The organism is Brevundimonas sp. Br13, assembly GCF_055391505.1.
Genome location: NZ_AP044008.1, coordinates 1,631,100 through 1,654,526 on the forward strand (window position 1 = coordinate 1,631,100; position 23,427 = coordinate 1,654,526).

At 68.7% G+C, this 23,427-nt stretch carries 23 protein-coding genes and 2 pseudogenes; 6 read left to right on the top strand and 19 right to left on the bottom strand.

The features are described from left to right. Position 1: 1 nt before the first annotated feature. The 10 genes from ACZ5M6_RS08005 to ACZ5M6_RS08050 form a co-directional block, all read right to left on the bottom strand. Entirely contained in the window at positions 2 to 922 is a 921-nt protein-coding gene (locus tag ACZ5M6_RS08005; protein ID WP_112862330.1) for a TrbL/VirB6 family protein, read from the bottom strand. A 9-nt stretch (positions 923 to 931) separates the two neighbouring features. Next, positions 932 to 1,147 carry an EexN family lipoprotein gene (locus ACZ5M6_RS08010; RefSeq protein ID WP_201462402.1) on the bottom strand — a complete coding sequence of 72 codons (216 nt, stop codon included), beginning with the start codon at positions 1,145 to 1,147 and terminating at the stop codon, positions 932 to 934. Beyond that, positions 1,144 to 1,872 carry a TrbJ/VirB5 family protein gene (locus tag ACZ5M6_RS08015; protein ID WP_233455738.1) on the bottom strand — a complete coding sequence of 243 codons (729 nt, stop codon included), beginning with the start codon at positions 1,870 to 1,872 and terminating at the stop codon, positions 1,144 to 1,146. Before ACZ5M6_RS08015 ends, ACZ5M6_RS08010 begins: the two co-directional genes overlap by 4 nt. Next, complete coding sequence (locus ACZ5M6_RS08020; protein WP_233455739.1) at positions 1,869 to 4,244, bottom strand: VirB4 family type IV secretion/conjugal transfer ATPase; 2,376 nt, start codon at positions 4,242 to 4,244, stop codon at positions 1,869 to 1,871. The genes ACZ5M6_RS08015 and ACZ5M6_RS08020 overlap by 4 nt, the downstream gene beginning before the upstream one ends. Then, complete coding sequence (locus ACZ5M6_RS08025) at positions 4,237 to 4,572, bottom strand: VirB3 family type IV secretion system protein (protein ID WP_055808227.1); 336 nt, start codon at positions 4,570 to 4,572, stop codon at positions 4,237 to 4,239. The genes ACZ5M6_RS08020 and ACZ5M6_RS08025 overlap by 8 nt, the downstream gene beginning before the upstream one ends. Then, positions 4,565 to 4,747: a hypothetical protein gene (locus tag ACZ5M6_RS08030; protein ID WP_055808230.1), complete on the bottom strand. Its 183-nt coding sequence runs from the start codon at positions 4,745 to 4,747 to the stop codon at positions 4,565 to 4,567. The genes ACZ5M6_RS08025 and ACZ5M6_RS08030 overlap by 8 nt, the downstream gene beginning before the upstream one ends. Next, on the bottom strand, positions 4,747 to 5,046 hold the full coding sequence (locus ACZ5M6_RS08035; protein ID WP_055808232.1) for a TrbC/VirB2 family protein: 300 nt from the start codon (positions 5,044 to 5,046) through the stop codon (positions 4,747 to 4,749). The genes ACZ5M6_RS08030 and ACZ5M6_RS08035 overlap by 1 nt, the downstream gene beginning before the upstream one ends. Continuing rightward, positions 5,043 to 5,657 carry a lytic transglycosylase domain-containing protein gene (locus ACZ5M6_RS08040; protein ID WP_055808481.1) on the bottom strand — a complete coding sequence of 205 codons (615 nt, stop codon included), beginning with the start codon at positions 5,655 to 5,657 and terminating at the stop codon, positions 5,043 to 5,045. The genes ACZ5M6_RS08035 and ACZ5M6_RS08040 overlap by 4 nt, the downstream gene beginning before the upstream one ends. A 76-nt stretch (positions 5,658 to 5,733) precedes the next feature. Further along, positions 5,734 to 5,994 carry a helix-turn-helix domain-containing protein gene (locus ACZ5M6_RS08045; RefSeq protein WP_201462404.1) on the bottom strand — a complete coding sequence of 87 codons (261 nt, stop codon included), beginning with the start codon at positions 5,992 to 5,994 and terminating at the stop codon, positions 5,734 to 5,736. Between the two features lie 59 nt (positions 5,995 to 6,053). After that, positions 6,054 to 6,554, bottom strand: a complete 501-nt coding sequence (locus ACZ5M6_RS08050; protein ID WP_201462405.1) for a helix-turn-helix domain-containing protein — start codon at positions 6,552 to 6,554, stop codon at positions 6,054 to 6,056. Positions 6,555 to 6,810: 256 nt separating this feature from the next. On the opposite strand from ACZ5M6_RS08050, the gene ACZ5M6_RS08055 reads away from it, so the two are divergent. From ACZ5M6_RS08055 to ACZ5M6_RS08070, 4 genes are all read left to right on the top strand, one after another. Next, entirely contained in the window at positions 6,811 to 7,422 is a 612-nt protein-coding gene (locus ACZ5M6_RS08055; RefSeq protein WP_055808237.1) for a GntR family transcriptional regulator, read from the top strand. 71 nt (positions 7,423 to 7,493) lie between these two features. Continuing rightward, positions 7,494 to 7,811 (top strand): hypothetical protein, encoded by a 318-nt coding sequence (locus ACZ5M6_RS08060; protein ID WP_112862326.1) that lies wholly within the window; start codon positions 7,494 to 7,496, stop codon positions 7,809 to 7,811. Next, positions 7,799 to 8,491, top strand: coding sequence for a lasso peptide biosynthesis B2 protein (locus ACZ5M6_RS08065; protein WP_055808242.1), 693 nt, complete (start codon positions 7,799 to 7,801; stop codon positions 8,489 to 8,491). The genes ACZ5M6_RS08060 and ACZ5M6_RS08065 overlap by 13 nt, the downstream gene beginning before the upstream one ends. Next, positions 8,488 to 10,227 (top strand): asparagine synthase-related protein, encoded by a 1,740-nt coding sequence (locus ACZ5M6_RS08070; RefSeq protein ID WP_082503526.1) that lies wholly within the window; start codon positions 8,488 to 8,490, stop codon positions 10,225 to 10,227. Before ACZ5M6_RS08065 ends, ACZ5M6_RS08070 begins: the two co-directional genes overlap by 4 nt. A gap of 18 nt (positions 10,228 to 10,245) precedes the next feature. Here ACZ5M6_RS08070 and ACZ5M6_RS08075 read toward each other — a convergent pair. The 4 genes and pseudogenes from ACZ5M6_RS08075 to ACZ5M6_RS08090 form a co-directional block, all read right to left on the bottom strand. Then, positions 10,246 to 12,540, bottom strand: a pseudogene (locus ACZ5M6_RS08075) (S9 family peptidase); the annotation flags it as partial. Next, positions 12,540 to 15,497, bottom strand: coding sequence for a TonB-dependent receptor (locus ACZ5M6_RS08080; protein WP_161638706.1), 2,958 nt, complete (start codon positions 15,495 to 15,497; stop codon positions 12,540 to 12,542). The gene ACZ5M6_RS08080 and the pseudogene ACZ5M6_RS08075, both read right to left, overlap by 1 nt. A 64-nt stretch (positions 15,498 to 15,561) precedes the next feature. Continuing rightward, complete coding sequence (locus ACZ5M6_RS08085) at positions 15,562 to 16,569, bottom strand: FecR family protein (protein WP_055808249.1); 1,008 nt, start codon at positions 16,567 to 16,569, stop codon at positions 15,562 to 15,564. Between the two features lie 10 nt (positions 16,570 to 16,579). Next, positions 16,580 to 17,065, bottom strand: coding sequence for an RNA polymerase sigma factor (locus ACZ5M6_RS08090; RefSeq protein ID WP_055808252.1), 486 nt, complete (start codon positions 17,063 to 17,065; stop codon positions 16,580 to 16,582). 481 nt (positions 17,066 to 17,546) lie between these two features. Between ACZ5M6_RS08090 and ACZ5M6_RS08095 the strand changes: the two genes are divergently transcribed. Next, the gene (locus ACZ5M6_RS08095) at positions 17,547 to 17,789 is read left to right on the top strand and encodes a response regulator transcription factor (protein ID WP_082503529.1); all 243 of its coding nucleotides are present in this window, start codon (positions 17,547 to 17,549) and stop codon (positions 17,787 to 17,789) included. Positions 17,790 to 17,983: 194 nt separating this feature from the next. Then, positions 17,984 to 18,283, top strand: a complete 300-nt coding sequence (locus ACZ5M6_RS08100; RefSeq protein WP_112862320.1) for a DUF7662 domain-containing protein — start codon at positions 17,984 to 17,986, stop codon at positions 18,281 to 18,283. Positions 18,284 to 18,350: 67 nt separating this feature from the next. On the opposite strand, the gene ACZ5M6_RS08105 is transcribed toward ACZ5M6_RS08100, so the two are convergent. The 5 genes and pseudogenes from ACZ5M6_RS08105 to ACZ5M6_RS08125 form a co-directional block, all read right to left on the bottom strand. Then, complete coding sequence (locus ACZ5M6_RS08105; protein WP_112862319.1) at positions 18,351 to 18,578, bottom strand: ammonium transporter family protein; 228 nt, start codon at positions 18,576 to 18,578, stop codon at positions 18,351 to 18,353. Between the two features lie 10 nt (positions 18,579 to 18,588). Next, complete coding sequence (locus ACZ5M6_RS08110) at positions 18,589 to 18,972, bottom strand: copper resistance protein CopC (RefSeq protein ID WP_201462408.1); 384 nt, start codon at positions 18,970 to 18,972, stop codon at positions 18,589 to 18,591. Positions 18,973 to 18,988: 16 nt separating this feature from the next. Continuing rightward, positions 18,989 to 19,405, bottom strand: a pseudogene (locus ACZ5M6_RS08115) (copper resistance protein B); the annotation flags it as partial. Between the two features lie 84 nt (positions 19,406 to 19,489). After that, complete coding sequence (locus ACZ5M6_RS08120; protein ID WP_082854036.1) at positions 19,490 to 20,275, bottom strand: DUF4198 domain-containing protein; 786 nt, start codon at positions 20,273 to 20,275, stop codon at positions 19,490 to 19,492. 55 nt (positions 20,276 to 20,330) lie between these two features. After that, on the bottom strand, positions 20,331 to 23,252 hold the full coding sequence (locus tag ACZ5M6_RS08125) for a TonB-dependent receptor domain-containing protein (protein WP_233455741.1): 2,922 nt from the start codon (positions 23,250 to 23,252) through the stop codon (positions 20,331 to 20,333). Positions 23,253 to 23,427: the final 175 nt, after the last annotated feature.

The window sequence follows — 23,427 nt, forward strand, 5'->3', positions numbered from 1 at the left end:
GTCAGGCGCCTCTCGGTCGGATGGAGCCGCCGCTCCTCGGGGGCTGGCGGCTGGATTCCTGCGGCCCCTGGGCGCGGCCCGAGCCGCGTCCGCCCAGGGCGGCGGCGTTGGCGAAGTCGGCCAGGCCGGCGCTAGCGCCGCCGGCGATCCCGGCGGCGATGGCGGGGGTCTGCAGGAAGAAGATCGCGCCCAGCAGGCACAGGGCGATGAAGATCAGGCCGCCAATCATCGGATCGGCGCCCTGGATCGCGCCCCATTGATCTCGCACCAGCGACAGCACGAGCTGGAAGATGACGATGATCAGGGCGAACAGGACGAGATAGTTCACCGCCTGGCTGAGCCAGCCGAAGAAGAAGCGCCGGGTCGCGTCGAAGAGGGCGCAGGCGATGAAGATTGGGCCGAGGGTGACGAGCAGGGCGAGGGCCAACTTGGCCACCAGCACAACGCCGAAGCCGAGGGCCGCGGCCAAGGCGCCGACTAGGAAGACCGCCGCCGACACCACATAAGGGCCGGGGTTGAAGGCCGACGCGTCGCGCGAGATGTCCTCGCCCAACCAGGCGGCATAGGCGAAGAACTGGTCGAAGGCCGCGCCGACGCTGGGCGTATCCGCTCCGCTGACCGCGCGGGTCAGGGCGTTGGGCAGTCCGGTGAACAACGGCTCGGTGACGAAGGTGGAATAGGCCGCTGTCGTCGCCAGCAGATAGAGGAAGGCCAGCTTCAGCGAGCGGACCGCGAAGTCCATCACCGGTTCGCTGATCGCGCCGCGCAGGATGGCGACGCCGTAGAGCACGACATAGAGGACCAAGGCGATCCGCAGCGGACCTTCGACCTCGGCGATGACCGAGGACAGGCGGTCGCCGAGAAAGACGTTCAACCGCTCGTCGATGAAGTCGTAGCTGGGCTCGAAGACGCGGAAGCTCATGGCCGGTCCTCAGAACGCCTGCTCATAGGCGCGCATCCGGGCGTCACGCCGGGCCTCGGCCAGGCCGCGGCGCGCCGCCTCGCACTCCGTTTGCGTCCGGCCGGCGTCGCAGGCGGCCACGACCCGGGCCGCCGCGTCAGGGTCGGCCGCGAATTCCCCGGCCGTTCGGTCCGGCGCGCCGCAGCCGGCGAGCGCGAAGGCGGCGAGCAGGGCGATCCGCGTCACTGGAAGGCCCTCTCGTAGACGCTCATGCGCGCCGTGCGGGCGGCTTCGGCCCGTTCCCGGGCGCGTTGCTCCTCCAGCCGGGCCTCGGCCGCCTGGGTCAGGGCCAGACCTTGCAGCCGCACCTGTTCGTTCTGGATCAGAGCCTGTTCCGCCGCGAGCCGCGCCTCCAGATCCATCACCGCCCGGGCGTTGGGCGCGGTGTCGAGGGCCGAGCGCAGCGTCTCCAGACCCTCAAGCCGCCGGTCGGCGGCTCCGGCCACCGCCTCGCCCACGGCGAGATCGCGCGCCGTGCGGGCGCCGGCGCGTTCGAGGCTGTCCCGGTAATAGGCGTCGGCCGGGCTCAGATCGCCCGTCGGCGGCGTGTACAGCCGGGTGTCGCGACGGATGGCGTTGGCGCGGTCAGCCAGGTCGCCGAGCGCGCCGAGGTCGCCGTTCGCCGCCGCCCGCATCGACCGCATATCGGGCAGGGGATTGCGCACGGTCGGCAGGCCGAGCTCGCCGGCCAGGGCGTTGACGTCGGACAGGTTGTTGAGACTGTCGAACAGCCGCTGGCCCTGTTCGACCTGGGTCTGCAGCGCTTTCAACTGATCCAGGGTGGTGCGTGCCTCCTCGATCATCTGGGCGAGGGCCCTCGGGTCGTGGACGATCTGCTGGGCCCGGGCGGCCGGAGCGCCAGCGACAACGAGGGCGGCGACGGCCGCGGCGGACAGGATTCGGGCTCTCACAGGAACCTCCTCTGGTTATGGAAGGGGGCGCGCCATTGCGCGTAGTCGTCGCCCGCCTCGGCGCGCAGACGGTCGAGCAAGGCGACGGTCTCGGTCCGGCCGGACAGGATGGCCAAGGCGTCGTCCATGCCGCGCAGGTCGAGTTCGACCACCACGCTGTCGTGACCCTGTTTGACCAGGAAGCGGTGCGACTCCGGGGTCAGCACCTCGCGGACGAGCCGGAACTCCTCCTGGGTCAGGCCGAAACCGTCGACGTAGTCCCGGGCCTGGCCGTGGGCGTTGGGCAGGAAGATCTTGGTCGCGCACTGCTCGAGGATGGCGTGGGCGATGGGCGAGCGGAGCGCGTCGGCCGGCGACTGGGTGCCGAACACCATCAGGGCGTTCTGCTTGCGCCAGGTCTTGAGACCGTCCCGGGCGAGCTCGGTGAAGGCCGGATCGTCCAGCACCTTCCAGAACTCGTCGATGTCGAGCACGAGGCGTCGGCCATCGACGCGCTCGGCGATGCGATGAAACAGATACAACATCGCGGGCGTGCGAACCTCGTCATGGTCTAGCATCTGGGTGATGTCGAAGCCGGCGAACCGCGCCTCCAGGCTCAGGGCGTCCTCCTCATTGTCGAGTACCCAGCCCAGCGGACCGCTGCGCTGCCAACGCTCCAGGCGCGCGCCCACGCCCCCGGCGTCGCCCTGGCCGAGCAGGCTGCGCAGGGCGGCGATGGATCGACGCTCGCGAGGCAGGGCCTCCAGCGCCGCGACGCCCTGATCGATGGCGCGCGCCTCCGGAACCGTCAGGGTTTCGTGGGGGCGGTCGACCAGGGCGCGGACGAGGCGAACCAGGAAGGCGCGGTTCGCCGGCGTCGGGTCGAGCGCCTTGAATGGGGCGAAGCCCGTCGGCTCGCCGTTGCGCAGGGCGAGATAGGTCCCGCCGCAGGCGCGCACGAAGATCTCGGCCCCCCGGTCCTTGTCGATGAACAGCTGCTGGGCGCCGAAGCGTTCGAGCTGGGCCAGCATGAAGTTCTGGACGACCGTCTTGCCCGATCCGGACGGCCCGCAGATGAAGGTGTGGCCCAGATCGCCGACGTGGAAGTTGAACCAGAACGGCGAGCCGGCCGTGGTGCGCAGCACCGCGACCGCCTCGCCCCAGTGGGCGCCGCGCGCCTTGCCGACCGGATGGGCGTGGAACGGCGCCAGGGCCGCGAAATTGCGCGAGGTGATGGCGGCCGGCCGGGTGCGGCGGGCGAAGGCGCCGGGGAACTGGGACCAGAAGGCCGCCTCCAGTCCGAGATCCTCCCGGGCCACGACCAGACCGGAATCGGCGAGAATGGCGCGCGCCTTGGATAAATGGTCCGCCAGCGCCCCCGGCGTATCGCCGTGCACGAGGATCGAAGCCTGGTGCTCGCCCATCACGAAGCGGTTGCTGACCAGGTCGTCGAGCGCGTCCGACAGGCCGGTGATCTGAGAGGCCGCGCGGTCGCGCGCGGAGACCATCTGGTTCTGCTTGCGCTCCATCACCGTCCGCGCGGCGGCCTTGGACAGGAACGCGAAGGACTGGCTCGCCACGAAGCCGAAGCGGACGCTCAGCAGATCGTCCCACAGCCCCGGCCGGGTCGTCGCCGGATATTCCTTCACCGCCAGGACGCCGGCGTAGCGAGCGTCGGCGACGTCCCGCAGCTCCAGGGTCTCGCGACCGAAGATGACGCGCACCGTATGAACGGCCGCGCCGAGGTGGCCGAAGACGATCGGAACCGCCGAGCGCCGACCTGTCAGAACCAGTCGCATCACCTCCATCGGCTCGGAGAACCAGAGACCGTCACGTTCATACAGGCCGAGCCGGAGCGGCGCGTAGCGGTCGAGATACTGGATCAGGTCCCGGCCCGCTTCCTCGATCCGCTGGAGGTGGGCGGTCTCGACCTCGGCGTCCGCCCGCCGCGCCGCCTTCAGGCGACGCGCCAGGGCCGCGGCGCGATCGCCCGCCTCGCGGCCGGGGTGGAGGACGAGGGTGACGAAGAGCTCATTGATCCAGAGCCGACGCTCCGCGACCCGATCGTCGTAGAGCGCGCCCAGTTCGCCGGCGAAGTCCGAGCGGAAGCCGGCGGACCGCTCGAGTTCGGCCGGGCGGCGCACCACATGGTGCCAGATCGCCAGGCGATCGTCGGCCAGATTGCGCCAGGCCTGGTTCAGCTTGATATGCCAGTCGTTCAGATCGCGCGCATCCGCGGTCTCGAAACTGGCCCCGTCGATCTGGAAAACCATCATCAGGGCGCCGTTGTCGAGCGCCACCACGGCGTCGGAGACGTGGCGCGCGTAGGGCAGATGAGGCCGGGCGTCGGCCTCGCGCCGCAGGCGCATCGCGCTGACGCCGCCCTCAGCCACGGGCCAGCTCCGTCGGACGGTAGCGCCGGATGAGAGGCAACGGTGTCGCCGAACTGCCGCCCCAGAGGGCGGCGTTGCGCGACCGGCCCTTGGTGTCGACATAGACGAACAGCAGCCGGAAGGCGTTGTGATCCGCCCGACAGATCGCCCGGAACACCAGGTGCAGGGCCGGCGCGACGAGGAGATAGAGCAGGCTGCCGCCGACCAGGAAGACGACGCCCGAAAGGATGACATTGACGCCCATGGCCTCCATGGGGACGCCCAGGATCATGGCCGGTCGGGTGCAGGCCAGGAACAAGGGGTCTTCGGTCAGGCGCTCTTCAGCCATGCGGGCCTCCGGCGGACAGGCGCGACAGGGCCAGGCCGATGGCGACGCCGGAGGCGAGGCCGGCGAAGATCTGGGCGAAGCGCTTGGGCGAGATCAGCTTCAGGCCGAGCATCAGGACCAGCGCCAGGAGCACCGAGGCCGATCCGATCACGACCCAGGAGAGGGCGTCGTCCATCAGGCGCCGCCCGTGATCAGATTGACGATCTCGGCCGCGCCGAAGACGACCACGATGCCGAGCACCACGATCGCCGCGCGCCGCAGGTCGAACAGGCCGAACATCCAGAGAATGCCGACGACCACGACCGCCAGGACGGCGAGCAGCCGCGCGGTGTTGCCGGTCAGCATGTCGACGACGTTCTGAAGCAGGCCTTCGACGTTGGCGGAGGCGAAGGCCGGCTGGACCAGAATCAGGCTGGTCGCCAGGGCGATGGCGCCGACGGCGCCGAACCGGCGAGAGGAGATGGAGGCGGTCATTCAGAACTCCCGGTCTGGGTGGCGGTGAAGGTCAGGACCAGGCTGGTCCGGGCGCGCGCGAAGACGTCCCAGTCCGCCGCTGGCGCGGTCTGGACCGGGTCGGGCAGCGGCGCGGTCGCAAGGGGCTGGACGGGGCGCAAGGCCTGAACGCCGAGGCGGACGGCGGCCGCCTCGACCCGGGCGACATAGCCGTTGCGGAAGCCGCGCTCGGGATGACCGGTGTTGTAGCGGGAGAGGGCGATCCTCAACGTCGTCTGCGGATCGACGCCCTCGGCCGGCCGATAGCCCGCGCGAAGCACCTGACCGGCGGCGGCGAGGTTTCGGCAGGGATCGAAGGCCGCCTCGACCGACAGGCCGAGCCAGTCGAGGTTGTCGCTGTTGATCTGGGCGACGCCGAGATCGAGGTTCGCGCCTCGGGCCAGAAGGTCGCGCGCCACGCGCGCCGCCTCGGCGGCGTCGCGTGGCGTCCGCGCCGGCCGGGGGCCGCGGTTGACCCCGATGGCGTTCGGATTGAAGCGGCTTTCCGCATAGGCGACGGCCGCCAGGGTTTCGGGGGCCACATGCGGGGCGCAGGCTTGGGACAGGCTGAGGATGAGGGCGAGGTCCAGCAAGGGAGGCTCCATCGTGAGCCCCGAGCAAAGCCGATGAGTCCCGGCCGCCGCGACCCGCGACCCTCCCGCCGGGCGTTTACGGTAGGAAGGTCCAGGGTTCAGGCGGCCGCTGGGCGGCCGCGAGCCGCGCCACGGCCTGGACGCGCGTCCGCACCCCGAGCGCACGGCAAGCGCCCATCAGATGTTCATCGACCGTGCGGGCGGACAGGCCGACCCTTTCGCCGATCGCCGCCGATGTCAGACCCTCGGCGGCCAGGGCAACGCACTGCTTCTGCCGATCGGAAAGCCGGTCGAGCGTGGAGGAATCTGAAAGAGGGTCGGCGGGTAGCGGGCGCATCCGGTCATGAGGCGCCGAATGGAACCCTTGGACCAGTCCGTAAGCCCGCCACCCGGGATCTACGGTGCGCCCTTGTCCGAGCCGCCGTCGTCTCCGGTGGGGGAAACGAGCCGATGTCGCCGTTCCTCAAGCCAGGCGTCCGCCGCGCTCTCCCGGCGGACGGACTGCGCGGCCAGCTCGCGCAGGGCCTTGGTGAAGGTGTTGATGATGGTCAGGGACTCCAGCTCCGCGATCGCGTCGCCCGCCTCCTCGTCGAACTCTTGCAGCACGACCGCGAGAATGGTGGCGAGCTTATTGTCGGCGCACCGCAAGGCGAAGGCGGGCGACCCGAGCGCCAGCGCCGCGAGGATCGCGTGGGGATCGCTGTCCGTGACCTCGGCGAAACGATGGACGCGCTCGATGTTGATGCGTCCGCCGCCGGACTCGAAATGCTCGTAGGAGCGCAGCGCCATGTTCATGGACTTGGCGACATCCGCCGCCCGCAGCCGACGATGGGTGCGGATCAGCCGAAGGGCGGTGGACAGGGTCTCGCTCTGGGACTGACGGTCGGCGCTCTCCATGACGTCGCTCCAACTCCGTTTCCGAGCACCGCGACTCGCGCGCACCGCACCCCTACTGGTTGAAAAATGAAGCAACCGTGCATCAAATGAAAGGTGGGAAACAAACGGGTCTATAAACCTTGTGTATTTGCGCAAAATATCTGCGGGTCGCACGCGAAATATTTGCGGAAGTCGCCGATTACATGGTCGCATTCTCATCGCAACCCGAACTCGGCGTGGGTCGCGGCTTGAGCGCCCTCGCTGGGGGTTGGTCGTGATGCGATCGCGAGACCCCTATAACGACGCCCTGACCGCCTTGGCGGCGTTCGCCGGATCAGGCCGCTTCGGCTGGGGAGAGCCGTTGGTCGCCACCGCCTTGGCCGCCGAACTGGAGCTGTCCCAGACGCCCGTGCGCGAGGCCCTGGCCCGGCTCGCCGGCGAAGGTCTGATCGAACATCGCCCCGGGCGTGGCTACTACGCCCCCAGTCCCAGCGCCGACGACATCGTTGATCTCTACGAAATCCACCGGCGGCTGGTGCATTTGGCGATCGACCTTCTTGACGCCGCCGGAACGACTGTGGCGCTCCAGAGCGTCGGCGAGAGGAGCGAGGAGCGCTTCTACGCCGCCCTGGTCCGGTCGCCGGGGCGGGCGGTCTTGGCGCAAACCCATTGGCGCCTGACGCTGCGGCTTCGACCCATTCGGATCGTCTCGGCCGAATTGGCGCCGCCGGACCTGGCCTGGATCGTCGGTGTCGAACGCCACGTCGCGGACGGCGCGCTCGTCGCGTTGCGGCGCGAGGTCGATCTGCATCATCGAGAGAGATCGGCGCTCGCCACCGCCGTCGTGGCAGTCATGCGACAATCTGTCGAAAGTATAGGACAGATATAGTTTGAATATAGAGCCTCGCGGGCGCTGGCTTAGGGTGCGGGGCGTTTGGCCCCGTTCAAGGAGGCTACGACATGAAGACCAATCCCCTTCCGGGCCTGATCGGGCTCGGCTGCGCCAGCGCACTGACCCGCGCCGGCGGCGGCGTCGAAAAGATGGAGCTGATCCCGCTCTATTTCTACGACGACGCGTCCACGACCCAGATCGTCGGGCTCGGTTCCGCGGTGGAGCAGACCCGCGCCGACGGCCCGGGGCACAATCGGGAACTCAACCCGATCTACACCTACGTCGATCCCTCGGTCGCCCGCATCGGCGGGGCCGCGGAGCAGACGCGGGCGGACCAGCCCAGCGGCAATCGCGAGCTGATCCCGGTCGAGCGTTGGACCGCCTGAGCGCGACGGCTCCGACGGGGGGCGACGGCGGCGACGCCGCCGCCCCTGCCGTGCGCCTGTATTTCGCGCCGGACGTTCACCACGCCTGCGTCGGTGGTGACGCCGTCCTGCTCGACGTGCGCGGCGACGGTTATCATTGCCTGCCGGACGGCGCCGCCCTGTGCCGGCGGCTCGCGGGAGGCGGTCTCGTCCGGATGAACGGCCCCGTCTCGGCCCTGATCGCGGCGGGGTTGATCGGAGCGGAGCCTTCGCCGAAGCCCCGGGTTCCGCCGGCTCGCCCGGTGCGTTCCGTGATCCACGCCGGAGGGCGTCTGGACCTGATGCGGGACCTGATCCCGGGGCTCTGCGCGATGCACGAGGTGCGGGCCGCCCGGCGCGGGGCCGGCCTGTCGCCTTATGTCAGTCTGGGCGGCGCCGAGCCTCGTGACGACCCTATGGCCGCGATCGAGGCCGGTCGGCGGTTCTGGACCCTGATGGCCTATTTGCCGATCGAGGGGGAATGCCTCGTCCGGTCGGCGCTGCTGGTCCGTTTTCTCCGGCGTCAGGGGCTTCGGGCCGACTGGGTGTTCGGCGTGCGCCTGTGTCCGTTCACCGCCCATTGCTGGGTGCAGGTCGGCGAGGTCTGTCTCAACGATGATGTGGAGCGGCTCGTGGCCTACACGCCGATCATGGTGCGATGAGCGGCGACGCCGGCTATCTCCTCGTCGCCGACGCCGCGGACGCCCGCGATCCCGCCGTCGAGGCGGCCCTGGCGGCGCTACTGCGGAGCGGCTGGACCCTGCGGCTCGACGGCTTCGGTCTGAGGATTCTGACCGGACCGCGTTTCCCATGGCCCGTCGCGCAGGTTCATCGCGCCCATGCCCTGATCGGGGAATGGCGCGGGGAGGGCGCGCATCCTTCCGCGATCGCAGGCCGCTTCCCCGAAGGACGCCCGCTCGGCGCGGGCCTCATGAGCGAAGGCTGGGGCGCCTATCTGATGGTCTGGCGAGATCGCGACGGCCACCTGAACCTGGTGCGGGATCCGACCGGAGCGGTGGATGTGGTGTGGTGGCGGCGAGGTCCCGTCACCTTGGTGACCGACTGTCCTCCGCCGGCGCTCGACGCCGTCTTGCCGGACACGCTCGCGATCGACTGGCCACAACTGGGCGCCCTTCTGGCGACGCCTTCGCTTCTGACCGACGGATTGCCCCTCCAAGGTTTGACGCCGGTCGGCGCCGGTTGCTGGAGCCGGCCGGACCAAGACCTTCCCGACGAACCCCTGTGGCGGCCGGCCGACTTCGTCCGTCGGGGCGCCGACGACGCCCCGGACGCTCTCGTGCGGGTCGTCGATCGCACCATCGACCGCACCATGCGCTCGCGTCGCCGGGTGGTCTCCGAACTCTCCGGGGGACTGGACTCGGCCATCGTGGCGGGAAGCCTGAGGGCGACGGGGCACGCCGAGCGCGCGGTCTTCATCAACTACTATGGCGACGACGCCGAAGGCGACGAGCGTCGTTACGCGGAGGCGGCCGCGGCGCTGAGCGGCGTTCCGCTCGAGACCGTTCGCAAGCCGGTCGAGGCGATCTCCGACGCGGACTTCACCACCCTGGCCTCCGGACTCCGTCCCGCCCTCCAAGGGGTGGACCCGGCCTATGATCGGCACGCCGCGGGCCGACTGGCGGCGCTGGGCGCCGACGGCCTGTTGACGGGACAGGGCGGCGACAGCGTCTTCTTCCAGGCCCCGGATCCCCTCGTCGCCGCCGACCGGTTCCGCCGCCAGGGCTTGCGCGCCCTCAATCCGGCCTATCTGGCGGCGGTGGGCCGCTGGACCCGCCACTCCGCCTGGACCGTCGGCCGACTGGCGGTGCGCGGCCGGACGCAGACCGGATCGGGGCCGCGTCACCGGTGGCTCGACGACGCGGCCGAGCTTGCGCCCGCCAAGCGGGGGCAGCTGGAGCGGTTCGTGAACTGTCAGCTGTTCTGGACGGACTGTCTGAGGGCGCGCCAGGCCCCGCTGCTCAATCCCTTCCTCAGTCAGCCGGTCGTCGAACACTGCCTCGGCGTGCCGTCCGACCGGCTGACCCTGGGCGAACGGGACCGGGGCCTGGCCCGCCTGGCCTTCTCGGAGCGCCTGCCGCCCTTGATCGCCGAACGGCGGGACAAGGGCGATCTGAGCCACTTCTACGGCCAGGTCGTACGGGACAGCGCGCCGGCGCTCGCCGCCTTCCTCCTGGAGGGACGACTAGCGGCCCAGGGCGTCCTCGACCGGGCGACGCTCGAGGTTGATCTCGACCCGGCCCGCCTGCTCTGGCGCGAGGGCGCCAACGCCCCGTTGCTGGCCGCCGTCCTGGAGGCCTGGGCGCGCCACTGGGAGGGTCGGATCGCGCGTCGCCGGACCGAGGTAGCGCGCCAGCCAGTCGAGGATGTGGGCGTGTAGGTCGCGCAGGTTGCCGGGGCTGGCGAGCACATGGCCCTCGCCATAGTAGGTCAGCAGAGCCGCGTCCCGGTTTAGTCGGTAGAGGACGCCGAACAACTTGCCCATGCGCGGCCGCTCCAGATCGCTTTCGATCAGCAGGGCCGGCGCCCGCAGGTCCGCCGCCGAGAACAGCGGGCTCATCTCGACATAGCGGGCGGCGTCCGCCGGGAAGGCGCCGATCGCCGCCTGGCCTGTCTCCGCCCAGCCGGACAGCTGGCCGATGGGCACGCCCTCGTCGGGTGCGGAGCGGAAGAAGGGCGGCAGTTCGAAGGCGCTGATCAGGTCGGCGTAGCCGTTGGAGGCGATCACCGCCGCGACCCGGTCGCTGTGGGGCGCCGCGTTGAGCACATTGAAGGCCCCGTAGCTGTGACCGAGCAGGGCGTAGCGGTCGGCCCGGACCCGGCCAGTGGCGCCGGCCGCATCGGCGATGGCGTCGATCTGCGCGGCAAGGGCCGCGCCGGACCAGCGCCCATCCGGCGGGTTCGGCAGGCTGACATAGAGAACCGCATAGCCGCCCCCGGCGATGACCGCCGGATTGTTCTGGAGCATGGCGGAGCGGCGCGTGAGCGGTGACGGCGGACGCGACGAGACGCGGCCGGGGTAGACCTCGACGACCAGCGGCGCCTTGACCCCTTCCGGCAATCCCGGCGGCAGGAGCAGCCAGCTCTTCAGCGCCTGGCCGGCAGGACCGGTGTGCGCAACTTCGATGATTTCGCCCCAGTCGAAGGTCGCGCGATCGAGGTTGATCTCCGCCAGGGTCAGGCCGGCGTTGGCGCGATGGAGCCGGAAACGGGCGGATCCGTCGGCGGAGTCCTGACGGGCGACGACGAAGGCGCCGTCAGGGCTGGAGGCGACGCGGGTTTCATCCGGTTCCAGCGGCGAGACGCAGACCGGCGCCGCGTCGATCGCGGCCTTGGCGCAGCCGTCGCTGATCAGGGTGCGGCCGGGGGTCGCCTCGCGCACATAGGCGGCGCGGAAGCCGGCGTCGCGAGCCTCGCCGAGGTCGCTGATCCGGCCGGCGACGTCCGGGCCTCCGTTCAGGGACAGAAGCCGGTCGCCGCGCTCGATACGGGTCTCGCCGTTCCAGTCGACGAGCCGATCGCCCGTCTGGGCCGGGATCGGCGCGAGACCGCCCGGCACGCGCCATTGGGCGACGCCGGCGTCATCCAGGACCCGGAGCACGGGCGTGTCGCCGAGCCAGCCGCCCAGCGCCACCGGTTCGTCCCACGGGCTTCGCTCCGTCGCCGGCTTGTCCGCGAACCTGGAGACCAAGCCGTCCAGCCCGATCGCGACATAGGCGCCGGACCGCTCGAAGCCGGCTTGGCCCACGTGGCGCGCGAAGGCGAGAAGCCGACGGCTGTCGGGGCTCCACGCCATCAGATAGGGGCCGTAATCGAGAGCGGGGTCGATCCGGGTTTCGGCGCCGGTGTCGATGTCGATCAGGCGCAGGGCGCGTCGGCGGATCGGGTCGCCGACCAGGACCGGGCGATCGGGATCGGGCTGCAGATCCTCGCGGTCCTCCAGCACGGCGATACGGGCGCCGTCCGGCGACAGGGCGAGATCGAAGATCGCACCCGCGGCGAGCGGCGTCTGCGCGCCGCTACGCACATCCAGGCGGAGGAGCGACAACGGTGGGCGATGTTCGCGGGTGTCGCGGGCCGAGCCGCTCGGAATGAAGGTGCCGCCGACGGATCGGCCGGACGCTGTCGCCGCCCAGAGCGCCGCGATACGGTCCTGGGCCTGGAAGCCGGTGCGGGCGATCTCGGGCAGCTGTCCGCCCGGCTGCACGACGACGAGCAGTTCGTCGACGGTTCGCCAGAGCGCCGTCAGCCCGAGCCGCGGGTCTTCCGGCGCGAGCGCGGTCCAACGGACCGCGCCGGTCTCGAGCGACAGGACGCCCAGCCGCCAGCTGTCCGGCGTCAGCTCGTAGACGATCAGCCGGCGACCGTCGGGCGAGAACCGTCCAGCCGTATAGCCGGCGGAATGGTCCGGGGTCTCCAGGGTGCGGACCACCTCGCCAGAGCGCGCGTCCACGATCTGGACGGCGCTGAGGAGGCGGTCGGTGTCCCTGGACAGCTTGTAGGAGGGCGCGCGGTCGTAGCGCGCCCGGCGTTCCAGCGCGATCCAGCGGCCGTCCGGACTGACGCGCGCATCGCCGAGACTCTCCTGACGCAGCAGGGCGTCGATGGTGAAAGGGCCGGAGGACTGGGCGAGCGCGGGACAAGCGAAGGCGAGCCCGGCCGCAAGGCCGAGCATCAGAACTGTGCGGTGCATCACCAGCTCCGGGTCAGCTGGAGCGAGACGTAGCGGCCGATGACGTCCGAGTTCGCCGCGTCATAGGCCACGCCTTCGGGCGCGTCGTAGAAGGGCGGATCACGGTCAAAGAGGTTCTGGATCGTCAGGGCGACGGCCGTCCCGGCGAACGGACCCGTCTCCGGCGCATAGCGCACCTGAAGATCGGCCGTGGTCCAGGAGCCGATGCGACGCCCGGAGGTGTCGGCGTAGTCGGAGACATGATCCACCGCTCCGCCGAGGGTGAGCGGGCCCCTCGTCCAGCTGAGATGGGTGCGACCCCGCAGGCCCACGGGATAGTTCGGTCGATCCAGCTGGGAGACCACGGGGGAGGTGGGCGTGGCCCGGGCGTCGAAGCGCTCCAGCCAGGTCAGGCTGCTGGTCAGATCGAAGGCGTCAGGGCCGACCGCGAAGGCGTAGGCGACCGTGAGGTCGGCGCCCTGGACCTGGACGCTGGCGGTGTTGACGTAGCGGGCGTCGACGATGGCGCCGTAATCGGTGGCCGGGAACAGGTCACGCAGGTTGGTGGTCGGCAAATCGAGGATCGCCTGCATGTCGGCGCGATCCTGGGCGTTGTTGGCCGGATCGATGATCCGAACGAACGGGCTCAGGGTGGTGTCGCTCAGCGCGGTGAGGATGTTCTCCAGAGCCGGTTGGCCGATCCGGTTCTCGAAATCCGTGCGGAAGGCGTTGACGCTGATCCGGAGACCCTGAACCGAGGCGGGCTCGAAATCGCCCCCAACCGTCCAGGTGTCGGCGGTTTCGGGCTCCAGATCCGGATTGCCGCCATACAGGATCATGGTCAGGATCTGGTTGGGTCCGCGGGGCAGGATCGAGGGACTGGCCGTCGCCGCGTCATTCACCTCGCGCAGGGCCGGCGCCCGGAAGGACCGGCCGTAGTTGGCCCGCAGGCGCGCGCCCGCCATGGGTTCCCAGACCAGACCGACCTTGGGGCTCGTCGTCTGACCGACATCGCCATAGTCCTCGAACCGGGCCGCCAGCGACAGTTCGAGCCGTTCCAGTCCTGGACGGCTGTTGCCGGCCCCGAACAGGGGAATCCGCGCCTCCGCATAGACCGCCGCCACGTCGCGCTCGCTGGCGTTCAGCGCGCCCAGGACGGGCGCGATGCCGGAGGTGAAACTGTCCACCTTGCGGTCGAAATTCTCGCGCCGGAGCGCCGCCCCGACCGCGAGTTTCAACGGGCCGCCGGGCAGCTCCAACAGGTCGCCGTCCAGCATCACGTTCGCCGTGGTGATGCGGCTCTCGCTCCACAGATGGGTCCAGCCGCCCGTGATGAAGTCCAGCGCGGCCTGCGGATTGACGTTCCCCGCCCCGAACGGATTGAGAAAGCCGTCCCTGGCGGCGCTGTAGCCCGTGGCCGGATTGTCCGCCAAGGCGCCCAGCGCCTCGCGCAGATAGGTCGATTGCAGCGTGCCCGACGACCCGAAGCCGGCTTCTTCCGCGCCGTAGGCGAGATAGCTCGACAACCGCCACGAGCCGCCCAGGTCGAGATCGGCGCCGATCGTCGCGGACAGGGTCTCGACCTCCCCGGATTGCACCGGGTTGGGCGTCTGACCGGCGAAGGAATAGGCGATCAGGTGCGAATTCGCGCCCGTCGGGGATTCGAAGAAGGGGTTATTGCGGTTGACGGTCAGCAGCGTGGCGATCGGCGACGATCGGGTCTCATAGTCGCGCCGGGCCCAGCGCGCGTCGCCGGACAGGGTCAGCCGGCCGCCGAGATCCTGCCGTCCCGCCAGATAGGCGATATGGCGGGTCTGCCGCGGAAAGACGTTCATGCCGAACCGCTGATTGGTGCGGTTCTCCTGCCCCGGCAGGAAATCGCCCGGAGCCAGGTTGGTCCCGTCCTGACCGCCCGGGATGGCGAAGGCGGAGACATAGGCGCCCGACGCCGGGTCGATCACCATGATGTTGCCGGGGTTGCTGTAGTTCAGTCGGCGATCCGATCCGCCGAAGCGGCGCAGATCGGCGTCACCCGCGCGATCGCGTTCGGCCGCGGGCAGGGCTTCGCGGTCCTGGTATTCGTAGACGCCCATAAGACTGCCGCTGCCCCATCGCCGCCCGATCGTCTGGGCGAACAGGACATCGGAGAAGGCGCCGTCGGCGGCCGTGCCGTAGCGCGCTCTGGTCTCGGCGCCGTCGTAGTCGTCACGCAGGACCACATTGATGACCCCGCCCACGGCGTCGGCGCCGTAGAGAGCCGAGGCTCCGTCGAGCAGGACGTCGATCCGCTCAACGGCGGCCGTCGGAATCGACGAGACGTCGGCGAAATCGCCCTTGGAGCCGGTCCCGGCGATCCGCCGGCCGTTGACCAACACCAGGGTCGCGTCGCTGCCGAGGCCGCGCAGGTTCACCCCATTGGAGTAGTTGGCGTTGGTGCCGCTGCGGTCGCCGCCGTTGCTGAGGGTGGCGTCATTGGCGGTGCCTGCGAAATTCTGCGGCAGCGCCGCCAGGGCTTGAGCGACGGTCGCGTGGCCGTCGCGATCAATCTGGTCGCGGCTGACGACCACCACCGGCGAGGGGCCGTCGAGCACCCCGCGCAGCAGGCTGCCCGTGACGACGACCTCGTCCAGCTGGACGGCTTCCAGCTGTTCGGCCTCGGCGCGTTGCGACGGGTCGATGAGGACGAACACATTGGGCCGGCTCCGTCGATAGGTCAGGCCGGTGTCGCGCAGGAGCAGCGCCAGCGCCGTCTCGACGGAATAGTCGCCCGAAAGTGACGCCGAGGCCCGGTCCGCCACCAGGGCGCTCGGATAGAGGATCTGCTGACCGCTCTGGCGAGCGAAGGCGGGGAGGGTGCGCGCCAGCGGCCCTGCCGGGATGTCGAAGCGACGCGCGGACTCGGCCTGCTGGGCGCAGACCGGCGTCGCCGACGCCATCAGAAGCGCCGCGAGCGCCGTTGAAGTGAAGCCCTGTCTCATGTGTCTCCCCCGGTTTCTTATCCGCATTGATGCGGGACCGGGAGGAGACGACCGGTCGCGGGCCTTACCCTAAGTCCGGGGTCAGATTATTTTTCGATGCGCCCGAAAGCACCACATGACCGTCCTCGGCCCGTTCGGCGGTGAGCGGATAGAGGTCGCGCAGCGCCGCCACGAAACCCTCGACGTCGCCGGCGTCGAACACCCCGCTCACCCGGATGGAGGAAATGTCCCCGGCGCGCAGTTCGATCGGATGACGGGTGTAGCGGTTGACCTCAGCCACGGCGACGCCGATCGGCGTTTCGTGGAAGGTCAGTCGGCCCGCCGCCCAGCTGGTCGCCGCGGGTAGATCGGTCGTGACCACCCGGGGTCGGGGGACGGACGTCACCAGCTGCTGTCCCGGCTGCATCGACCAGCGCCGGTCCGCCTGTTCGCCCTCGCGCACATCGACCCGGCCCTCGACAAGCACCACGCGTGCGCCCGTCCCGAAGCGCCGGACGTCGAAGCTCGTGCCCAAGGCCGTAACCTCGGTGTCGCCGGCCTTGACGACGAACGGCCGGTCCGGGTCGCCCTCAACGTCGAACCGGGCCTGGCCCGTGACGAGGGTGACCAGCCGGCGGCCCCCGGTCAGGCGAACGTCGATCCTGGAGTCCGTGTCGAGCGTGATCGTCGAGCCGTCGGCCAGTTGAACGACGCGGCGTTCGCCGACCTGGGTGAGATAGGGGGTCGGCTGCTGCGCTGACCACAACCACCAGCCCACGGACAGGGCCGCGATCGCGGCGCCGACGGCGCCGACGGGGGCGAGAACACCGAGCAGGCGGGGGCGGGCCCTGCGGCGGGAGGCGGCGCGGGTCCGGGCGTCCGCCGAAAGCGCGGCCATCTCGGGTTGGTCGGCCAGGGTGCGACTCGCGTCCCACATCGCCTGCATGCGATCGAAGCTCTCGGCGTTCCTGGAGTCCCGTCGCCAGGCGCTGAAGGCCTTCACGTCCGCCGTGGTGACCTTGCGCTGGTTGAGCCGCGCGAACCAGTCGGCGGTCTCCTTGCGTCTGATGTCGGCGTCAGCCTCGGTCGTCATCAGTCTTCGCCTAAAGGTCCAGCCGCAGCGCGCAGTAGTCGAGCGCCTTGGACATCCGCCACTCCACCGTCTTGACGCTGATCTCGAGCTCCTTGGCGATCTCGGGATACGTCATACCGTCAAAGCGGCTCAAGACGAAGACGTCGCGGTAGAGTTGCGGCATGGATCGTATGATCTGGGCGAGCAGAACCTGATCGAACTGGGGCGCGCCTTCGGATTCGGGGGATTGGAGGTCGGCGTCGCTTGGCCGACGGCGCCTATGTTTGGCGTCATCGCGCACCAGATTGAGGGCGACCCGGAGCAGGAAGGCGCGGGGATGGGCGATCCCGCCGTCGGCGAAGGGCGCGATGCGGATATAGGTTTCCTGCACGACGTCGGCCGCATCGTCCGGACCGATCCGAGCCCGGAGGCGACGGTTCAACCACGCAGCGTAGCGGCGGTACAGGCCGTCCAGGCCGCCGCCGACCTCCGCTTGCAATGGCTTCGCTTCGCTCACCCTGCCTCTCCGACCGCAATTCAGACGGCTGGAATCCGGGGCGCGAACGGACAGCCGGGCGCAGGCGCTCACACGCCTGACACGGTGATCCGGTCAGCGACAGCCACGCCGCGCGTGGGTCGTCGAAGAAGATATCGCACAGGGGATTCCAAGCCCCTGCCGACGCGTAGGTCGGCCTTGGCGAGCATGAATCAAACGGAATCCCGACGCAAGCGGGAGGGGTCGGGCGTTGGAATCCTCTGCGAACGAGGCCCGTTACTTCAGCGCGCAGCGCCGCCTCCGTCAGCGACGAACCCCGGCTCCGGCTGTGCGCCTATCTCGCGGCGCCCGACGGCCCCGCTGTAGTCGCGACCTGTCTGCGGTTCAACCGGCGGGGAGGCTTCCGTCCCGCAAGAAACCTGCGGGCGACCCGCAATTCATCGACGTTGCCCGGGCGCGAACCCGCCGTGTACGGAGGGAGTCGGACAACCGGTGGTGTAATATGGAAGCTGTATCCGAAGATCCGGGCCGTGGATCGCACGCGGTCACCCTGAGCCCGCGCGAACAGGAATGTCTGCAATGGGTCTGTCGCGGGAAAAGCTCTTCCGACATCGGAATCATTCTGTCGCTGTCGCCCCGCACCGTGGACAGCTATCTTGAGAAGGCCTGCTCCAAACTCCGGGTCCGGACCCGGATCGAAGCGGTCGCCTCGGCGGTCCGGCAAGGTCTGATCGACCCGGGATGAGGGGAGGGGGCGGGCCAGGAACTTCTGTGATGAAGCCCGGCGTTTCGCCGCCGATCGCCGCCGACGTTTGCACGTCCCCTGGCTCTTGATCGGCGCCTATCGTTCCCGGAACCCGCCGCCGGCGAGTCTAGATCGGCCAGCCCAAGCGCGCCAGCCGGGCTTGACCCCCGGCAGCAGTGGAGCAAGACACCCAGATGGCTAAATACGCGCCGCTCGCAGCCTTTCTCCGACGTCAGAAGAGCGCCGAGGTGGACCTGTCCTTTCGGGACATCGAGCGGATCGTCGGCGGCATTTTGCCCAAGGCGGCGTCGCTGGAGGTTTGGTGGCGCGTGGATACGGCGAGGGCGCCGATGCCCCAGCATCTCGCCTTCGCCGAGGCGGGTTTCGTCGCTGAACCGCGGACGCGGGCCGAGACCGTCCGTTTCATCCGGATTGCGGCAGGCGGCGCCCCAGGGAGCGAGGCGCGGCTCAGCGCGGCGAAGACCGAGAGTTGACGCCTGTCCGCTCCGGGCAGACCTCCGATCAGTCGGAGCGCCTGCCGGAGCGGTTCAGATCGGCCGGTCAGTTATGGTCGGCGTGACCTTGGGGAGCCGGAGCATCCGAGGGCGCCGGCGCGGGCGGCGCGGGTTCGGCGGGCGGCGAAGCGTCAGACTTCATCTTGTCGCAGCAGCTCATGGCGGCGTCAGCGGCCATGTCCTTGCAACAGTCGCAGCCTTCGGCGGCCAGGGCCGCTCCAGCGCTCAGGGCCAGGATCGCGCCGGCGGCGGCCAGCAGGTTGGAAACTCGCATCGTCGTTCTCCTAGTGAACCATGAAGTTGACAGACCCGGACATCTTGTGCCCGTCCGCGCCTTCCGCCGTCCAGGCGGCCCTGTAAGTGCCCGCCACGAGGCGGGGCAGGGCCACGCTGACGGTCGCGGCGGCCGGCGCGGCAGGGGCGTTGACGACGACCGGGGCACGTCCTTCGGCGGTGAGGGTCACGGTCTTCAAAATCATCGCGTGCGGGAAGTTGACGCTGAAGCGTTCGGGCGAACCGGATGTCATGGCGCCATCGGCAGGGACGGTGACGATGCCCGATTGCGGCGCGGCGGCTTGAGCCGGCATGGCATGGCCAGCGTGCGGGTCTTGGGCGGCGGCCGCTCCGGCGAAGGCCAGGGCTGCGGTGAGGACGAGGGTGCGGATCATCAATGATCTCCTTCGGTTAGAACCAGGCGTTGAGACCGACGACGAAGCGTGTGTCGTCTATCTCGCCGCCTCGGGCTTTGATGTAGTCGGCGGTATCGCCGAGCGCGCGGCTCCATTCGACGCCGACGTAGGGGGCGAGCTCCTTGCGAAACTCATAGCGGAGACGCAGGCCCGCCTCGACCGAGGACAAACCGGAACCGAGCTCCAGTTCCGGAATGTCGCTGGCGGAGGCGTCGATTTCGAGGCGCGGCTGGAGGATCCAGCGCTGGGTGATGCGCTGGTCGTATTCGGCCTCGACACGAGCGGTCAGGTTCCCCTCGGTCGACAGGAAGGAGGCGGCGTCGATCTCCCACCAGTAGGGCGCCAGACCCTGAAGGCCGAGAACCAGATGCGTCGTATCATCGCCCTCGAGGCGGAAGTCCTGGCGCACGCCGGGCTGGAGGTCTCAGAAGGGCGTCACAGCCGGCTGTAGCGCCTCGGATGATGATGACGAGGACCACCGCCCAGGGGCATCAACCTAGACCGGCGCGTTGAAGGTCAAGGTCGCGTTGTTGGTGACAAACCGCTCTCCGGGTTGCGACGGCGCGTCAATAGTTACCGCGACCAGCATGATGGGGCCGCTCACGCCATCCTGAAGCTTCAACCGGCCGTCGGCGTCGGTGACGACCGTGCGACGTTCGCGAGGGCCGAAACGGATAGTGACGGGGTGCGCCGCTAACGGCTCACCGTTTCTGATCAGCTGAAAGCCGGCGGGCATCGATTGACCCGGTTCGAACAGCGGCAGAAACTCCACCTCCAAACCCGTTGGGCCCTGCGGGATCGGGGTGCAGGTCTGGAAACACACGAGAGATTTCGCTAGGCGGCGCGATCGGATCTGGAGCGTCGCGCCAGCGGGAAGCAAACGATGGACTGTCGCGATGTCCTCCGCCGAGAACGGGTGCTCGTCAAGGTAGGTCTCGACCTGGTCAGGGCGCCAGTTGGACTCGCCCCAAACCGTCTGAAGAGTGACAGCGGCCATGCCCTCGTCGGCGCTGGAGACGGTTAAACGGAGGGATTGCCGATGGGCGTCCACGGCGACTTGGGCGGGCCTGCCGTTCACCATCGCTCGTGCTTCTCCGACCCGCGCCAGCGGCGAACCGACATTGAGAGCGGGAAAATCTGACGACGAGGTCGCGTGAACGATAAGCGGTTGTCCGGCCGGTCCGACAAAGCGCTCGGGGATGAGAAAGAAGTCGTGGGCGACCGCGCCGCCGGCGACGAGGCTGAGGCTCGTGGCCAAGGTCAGCATCAGACGAGTGTTCATGAGATAGGGCCTTCCTTTGCGTGATTTCAGCAGGACGCGCCGAGTATCGGTGGGATCAGAAGCGAGCCATCAGTCCGACGTAGTATCGGCGTCCGACCAGATCGTAGGTGGACGGGTCGGTATTGGCGGCGATCGCGGGCGCATAGACGGGCGGCTGTTCGTCCGTCAGATTGTTGACGCCCGCGCGAAGTGAGACGGTCGAGTTGATCTCAAATCCAGCGTTCAGATCGAAATAGTGGATGGCGTCGATGACTTGGCTTCGATTGTTGAAGTTCTCGACCTCGCCTTGGTAACGCCAGCGCAGACCGAGGGTCCACGGATCCTGAGTCCAGTTCAGGGTCGAGAGCGCCTTCCATTCCGGGAGGGTTAGACCGAAGCTGTTGGAAACGGTGCCTTTGCGATCGGTGTAGGGGCCGCCCGGGATGTCCTGCCGCTCCCATTCCAGCAGCCGGGTGCCAGTGACGTTGAGGGCTAGGGCGCCCCAGTCTGGTGCGCCTATGTCGGTCAGATCGAGCCGCCAGTCGATCTGGAAGTCGATCCCCTTGGTCTTCAGCGTGCCCAGGTTGGCATTTGTCTCGAACGTGCTGGTGATCTGGCCGGAGTTCGGATCCCGGCTGAACAGGCGGCAGAACACGTTGTTCGGATCGTAGGTCGGGTTGGAGACGCCGTCCTGATTGTAGCAGCGGCGCAGCTGTTCGGTCGTCGAGACCGTGCCGACCACCTGCTCGATGGTGATGTCATAGTAGTCGATGGATCCGGATACGCCGCTAAGCCACGCGCTAGACAACGGCGACTGTAAGATCGCGCCGACCGTGAAGGAGTCCGCGGTCTCCTCCTGCAGGTCGGGATTCCCGCCGGTTACGCCCGACACTTGCGAGTTGGAGAAGGTGTAGGAGTCGATCACCTGCGCCGGGACATTCTGCGCCAGACAGAGGCTCCGCACCTGGCCGGCGTTCGCGGCGCCGGGCGCGCGATAGGCGCCGCGGATGTCGCAGGGGTCGCCGGAGAACTGCCGCACCCCGGTCGAGGACACGGGTACGCCGATCGACGGGAAGCTCAGGTTCTGGGCGGCGAAAAGCTCCCCGATCGAGGGCGCGCGCACCGCGCGTTGCACACCGCCGCGCAGCCGCAGCCCGTCGATCGCCTCCCAGCTGAGGTCCGCCTTGTAAGACGCGACCTGTCCGATGGTGTCATAGTCTGACACACGGTAGCCGAGGTTGGTCTCAAGCTGGCGAATGAACGGCAGGTCGGCGAGCAGCGGGATCAGTACCTCGGCATAGAGTTCCGACACCGTATCCGATCCCGACAGCGGCGTGCCGGAGTTGCCGGCCAGTTCAGGTCCGGTGACGCCGTTAAGGGTAAAGGTGCTGATCAGCAGGTTGTCGGGCGAAAAGTCGTAGTTCTGCTCTCGGTAGGCCGCGCCGACAGCCGCGCGCACCTCGCCGGCGGGCAGGGTGAACAGCCCACCCTGCAGATTGGCTTCCACTACACGCTGATCGTTCGTAGTTTTATTGCGCGGCACCCGGCTGACATAGGCGATACAGCTGGCGCTCAACGGATTGGCGCCGAAGGGGTTGAAACCGCCGGTGCAGAGCGACGCGCCGCCGTCTGACGCCTCCAGGAGCCGCTGAATGGCGGAGCGAGAGAGATAGCCAGTGTAATTGGTGTCGTTGTCTACCCGGCCATAGGTCAAGTAGGCGTCGTAGGTCCAGTCGCGCAGACCGACCAGATCGCCGCGTAAGCCCGTGGTGATCTGGTAGACGCTGTAATTTTCGTTCTGGCGGCGCGGACCGAGCTCGTTGAATCGTTTGTCGAGGCGGAAACTCCCGGCCGGATTGGGTCGCGAGTTGAGGACACCGCGCAGTTCAGTAGGAATGAACGGATTGGTAGATGGGATACGGAAGCCCGTAGTGGGGCCGGTACCCGGGTTGGACGCGAGCTGGTTGCCGGCCTGATACTGAGAAAACAGGACGTCCGTGTAAAACTCGACCGCTTCGGTGAGCTCGTAGCTCGCGGCCGCATACACATTGTACCGGGTCTGGGGAATAATCAGATAGTTGCGATCAACGGTGCTGTAGGTGAAGTCCGTCTGCTGCAACGGACCCGGCTTGCGGAACCCCTCATAGTCTATGCCGCCGGGACTCACGTAATCGCGCGCGCCCTGATAGGTGAACAAGGTTCCGTTGTTGTTGAAGCCGAACGTATCGCCCCGTGCAGCGCCGGAAACGGCGGCGTTGACGGCGGCGGCTGTCGGCAAGTTTGAGGCGTCGAACACCGTCGACCCGAGCGGCGAGGTGCCGGCGAACCCGCCGATGAGCGAGAAAGAGCGACTGGCGTTGAGCACGGACGCCCGGTTGGAATAGCTGGCCGAAAGAACAGCGCGACCCCGTCCCTCGGCGAAGTCCCCGCCGAGCGTTAGGCTGACCGCCTCCGCCTCCGCGTCGCCCTGGTCGGAGGCCCCGTACTGAGCGTCTAGCTTGAAGCCTTCAAAGCGGCGGTCGAGCAGGAAGTTGAGCACGCCGCCCACCGCGTCCGATCCGTAGGTCGAGGAGGCTCCGCCCGTGATCGTCTCGACGCTAGCGATCAGGGGGGTGGGCAACAGGTTGAGATCGACGACCGACGAGGCGTTGGATGGGACTATCCGGCGCCCGTCGAGAAGAACGAGGGTTCGCGTCGATCCAAGACCACGGAGTTGCACATTGGCTTGGCCCGCCAGATTTGGGCTGTTAGAGGCCGCGTTGCCCAAGGCCGTGAACTGCGGCAATTCGTTGATCAAGCTCTCGATGTTGACCGATCCCGTCGCCTGGAAATCCTCTTGGGTCACGGTCACGATCGGGCTGTTGGCGATGTAGTCCTGTCGGGCGATGCGAGACCCGGTGACGACAACAGCTTCCAGCTCTGCGGCCGGTTCGGATGACGATGTCTCGGAGGAGGGACGGTTTTGCGCCGCGACAGGCAGGGCCGTCGCTGTCGCCACGATCGTGATTCCGGTCAGGACAGAGGAGGCGACGAGCCGGCTCCTGAAAACTTATTGGCCAATGGTTTCCCCCTAGCGACATTGCGGCCAAATCGCGGCCCCTCTTTGTTGACTACGCGGCGTCTCCTCCCTTCCCTCATATGTCGCGAATTTTTCAGTCGACCGGGATGGTCGG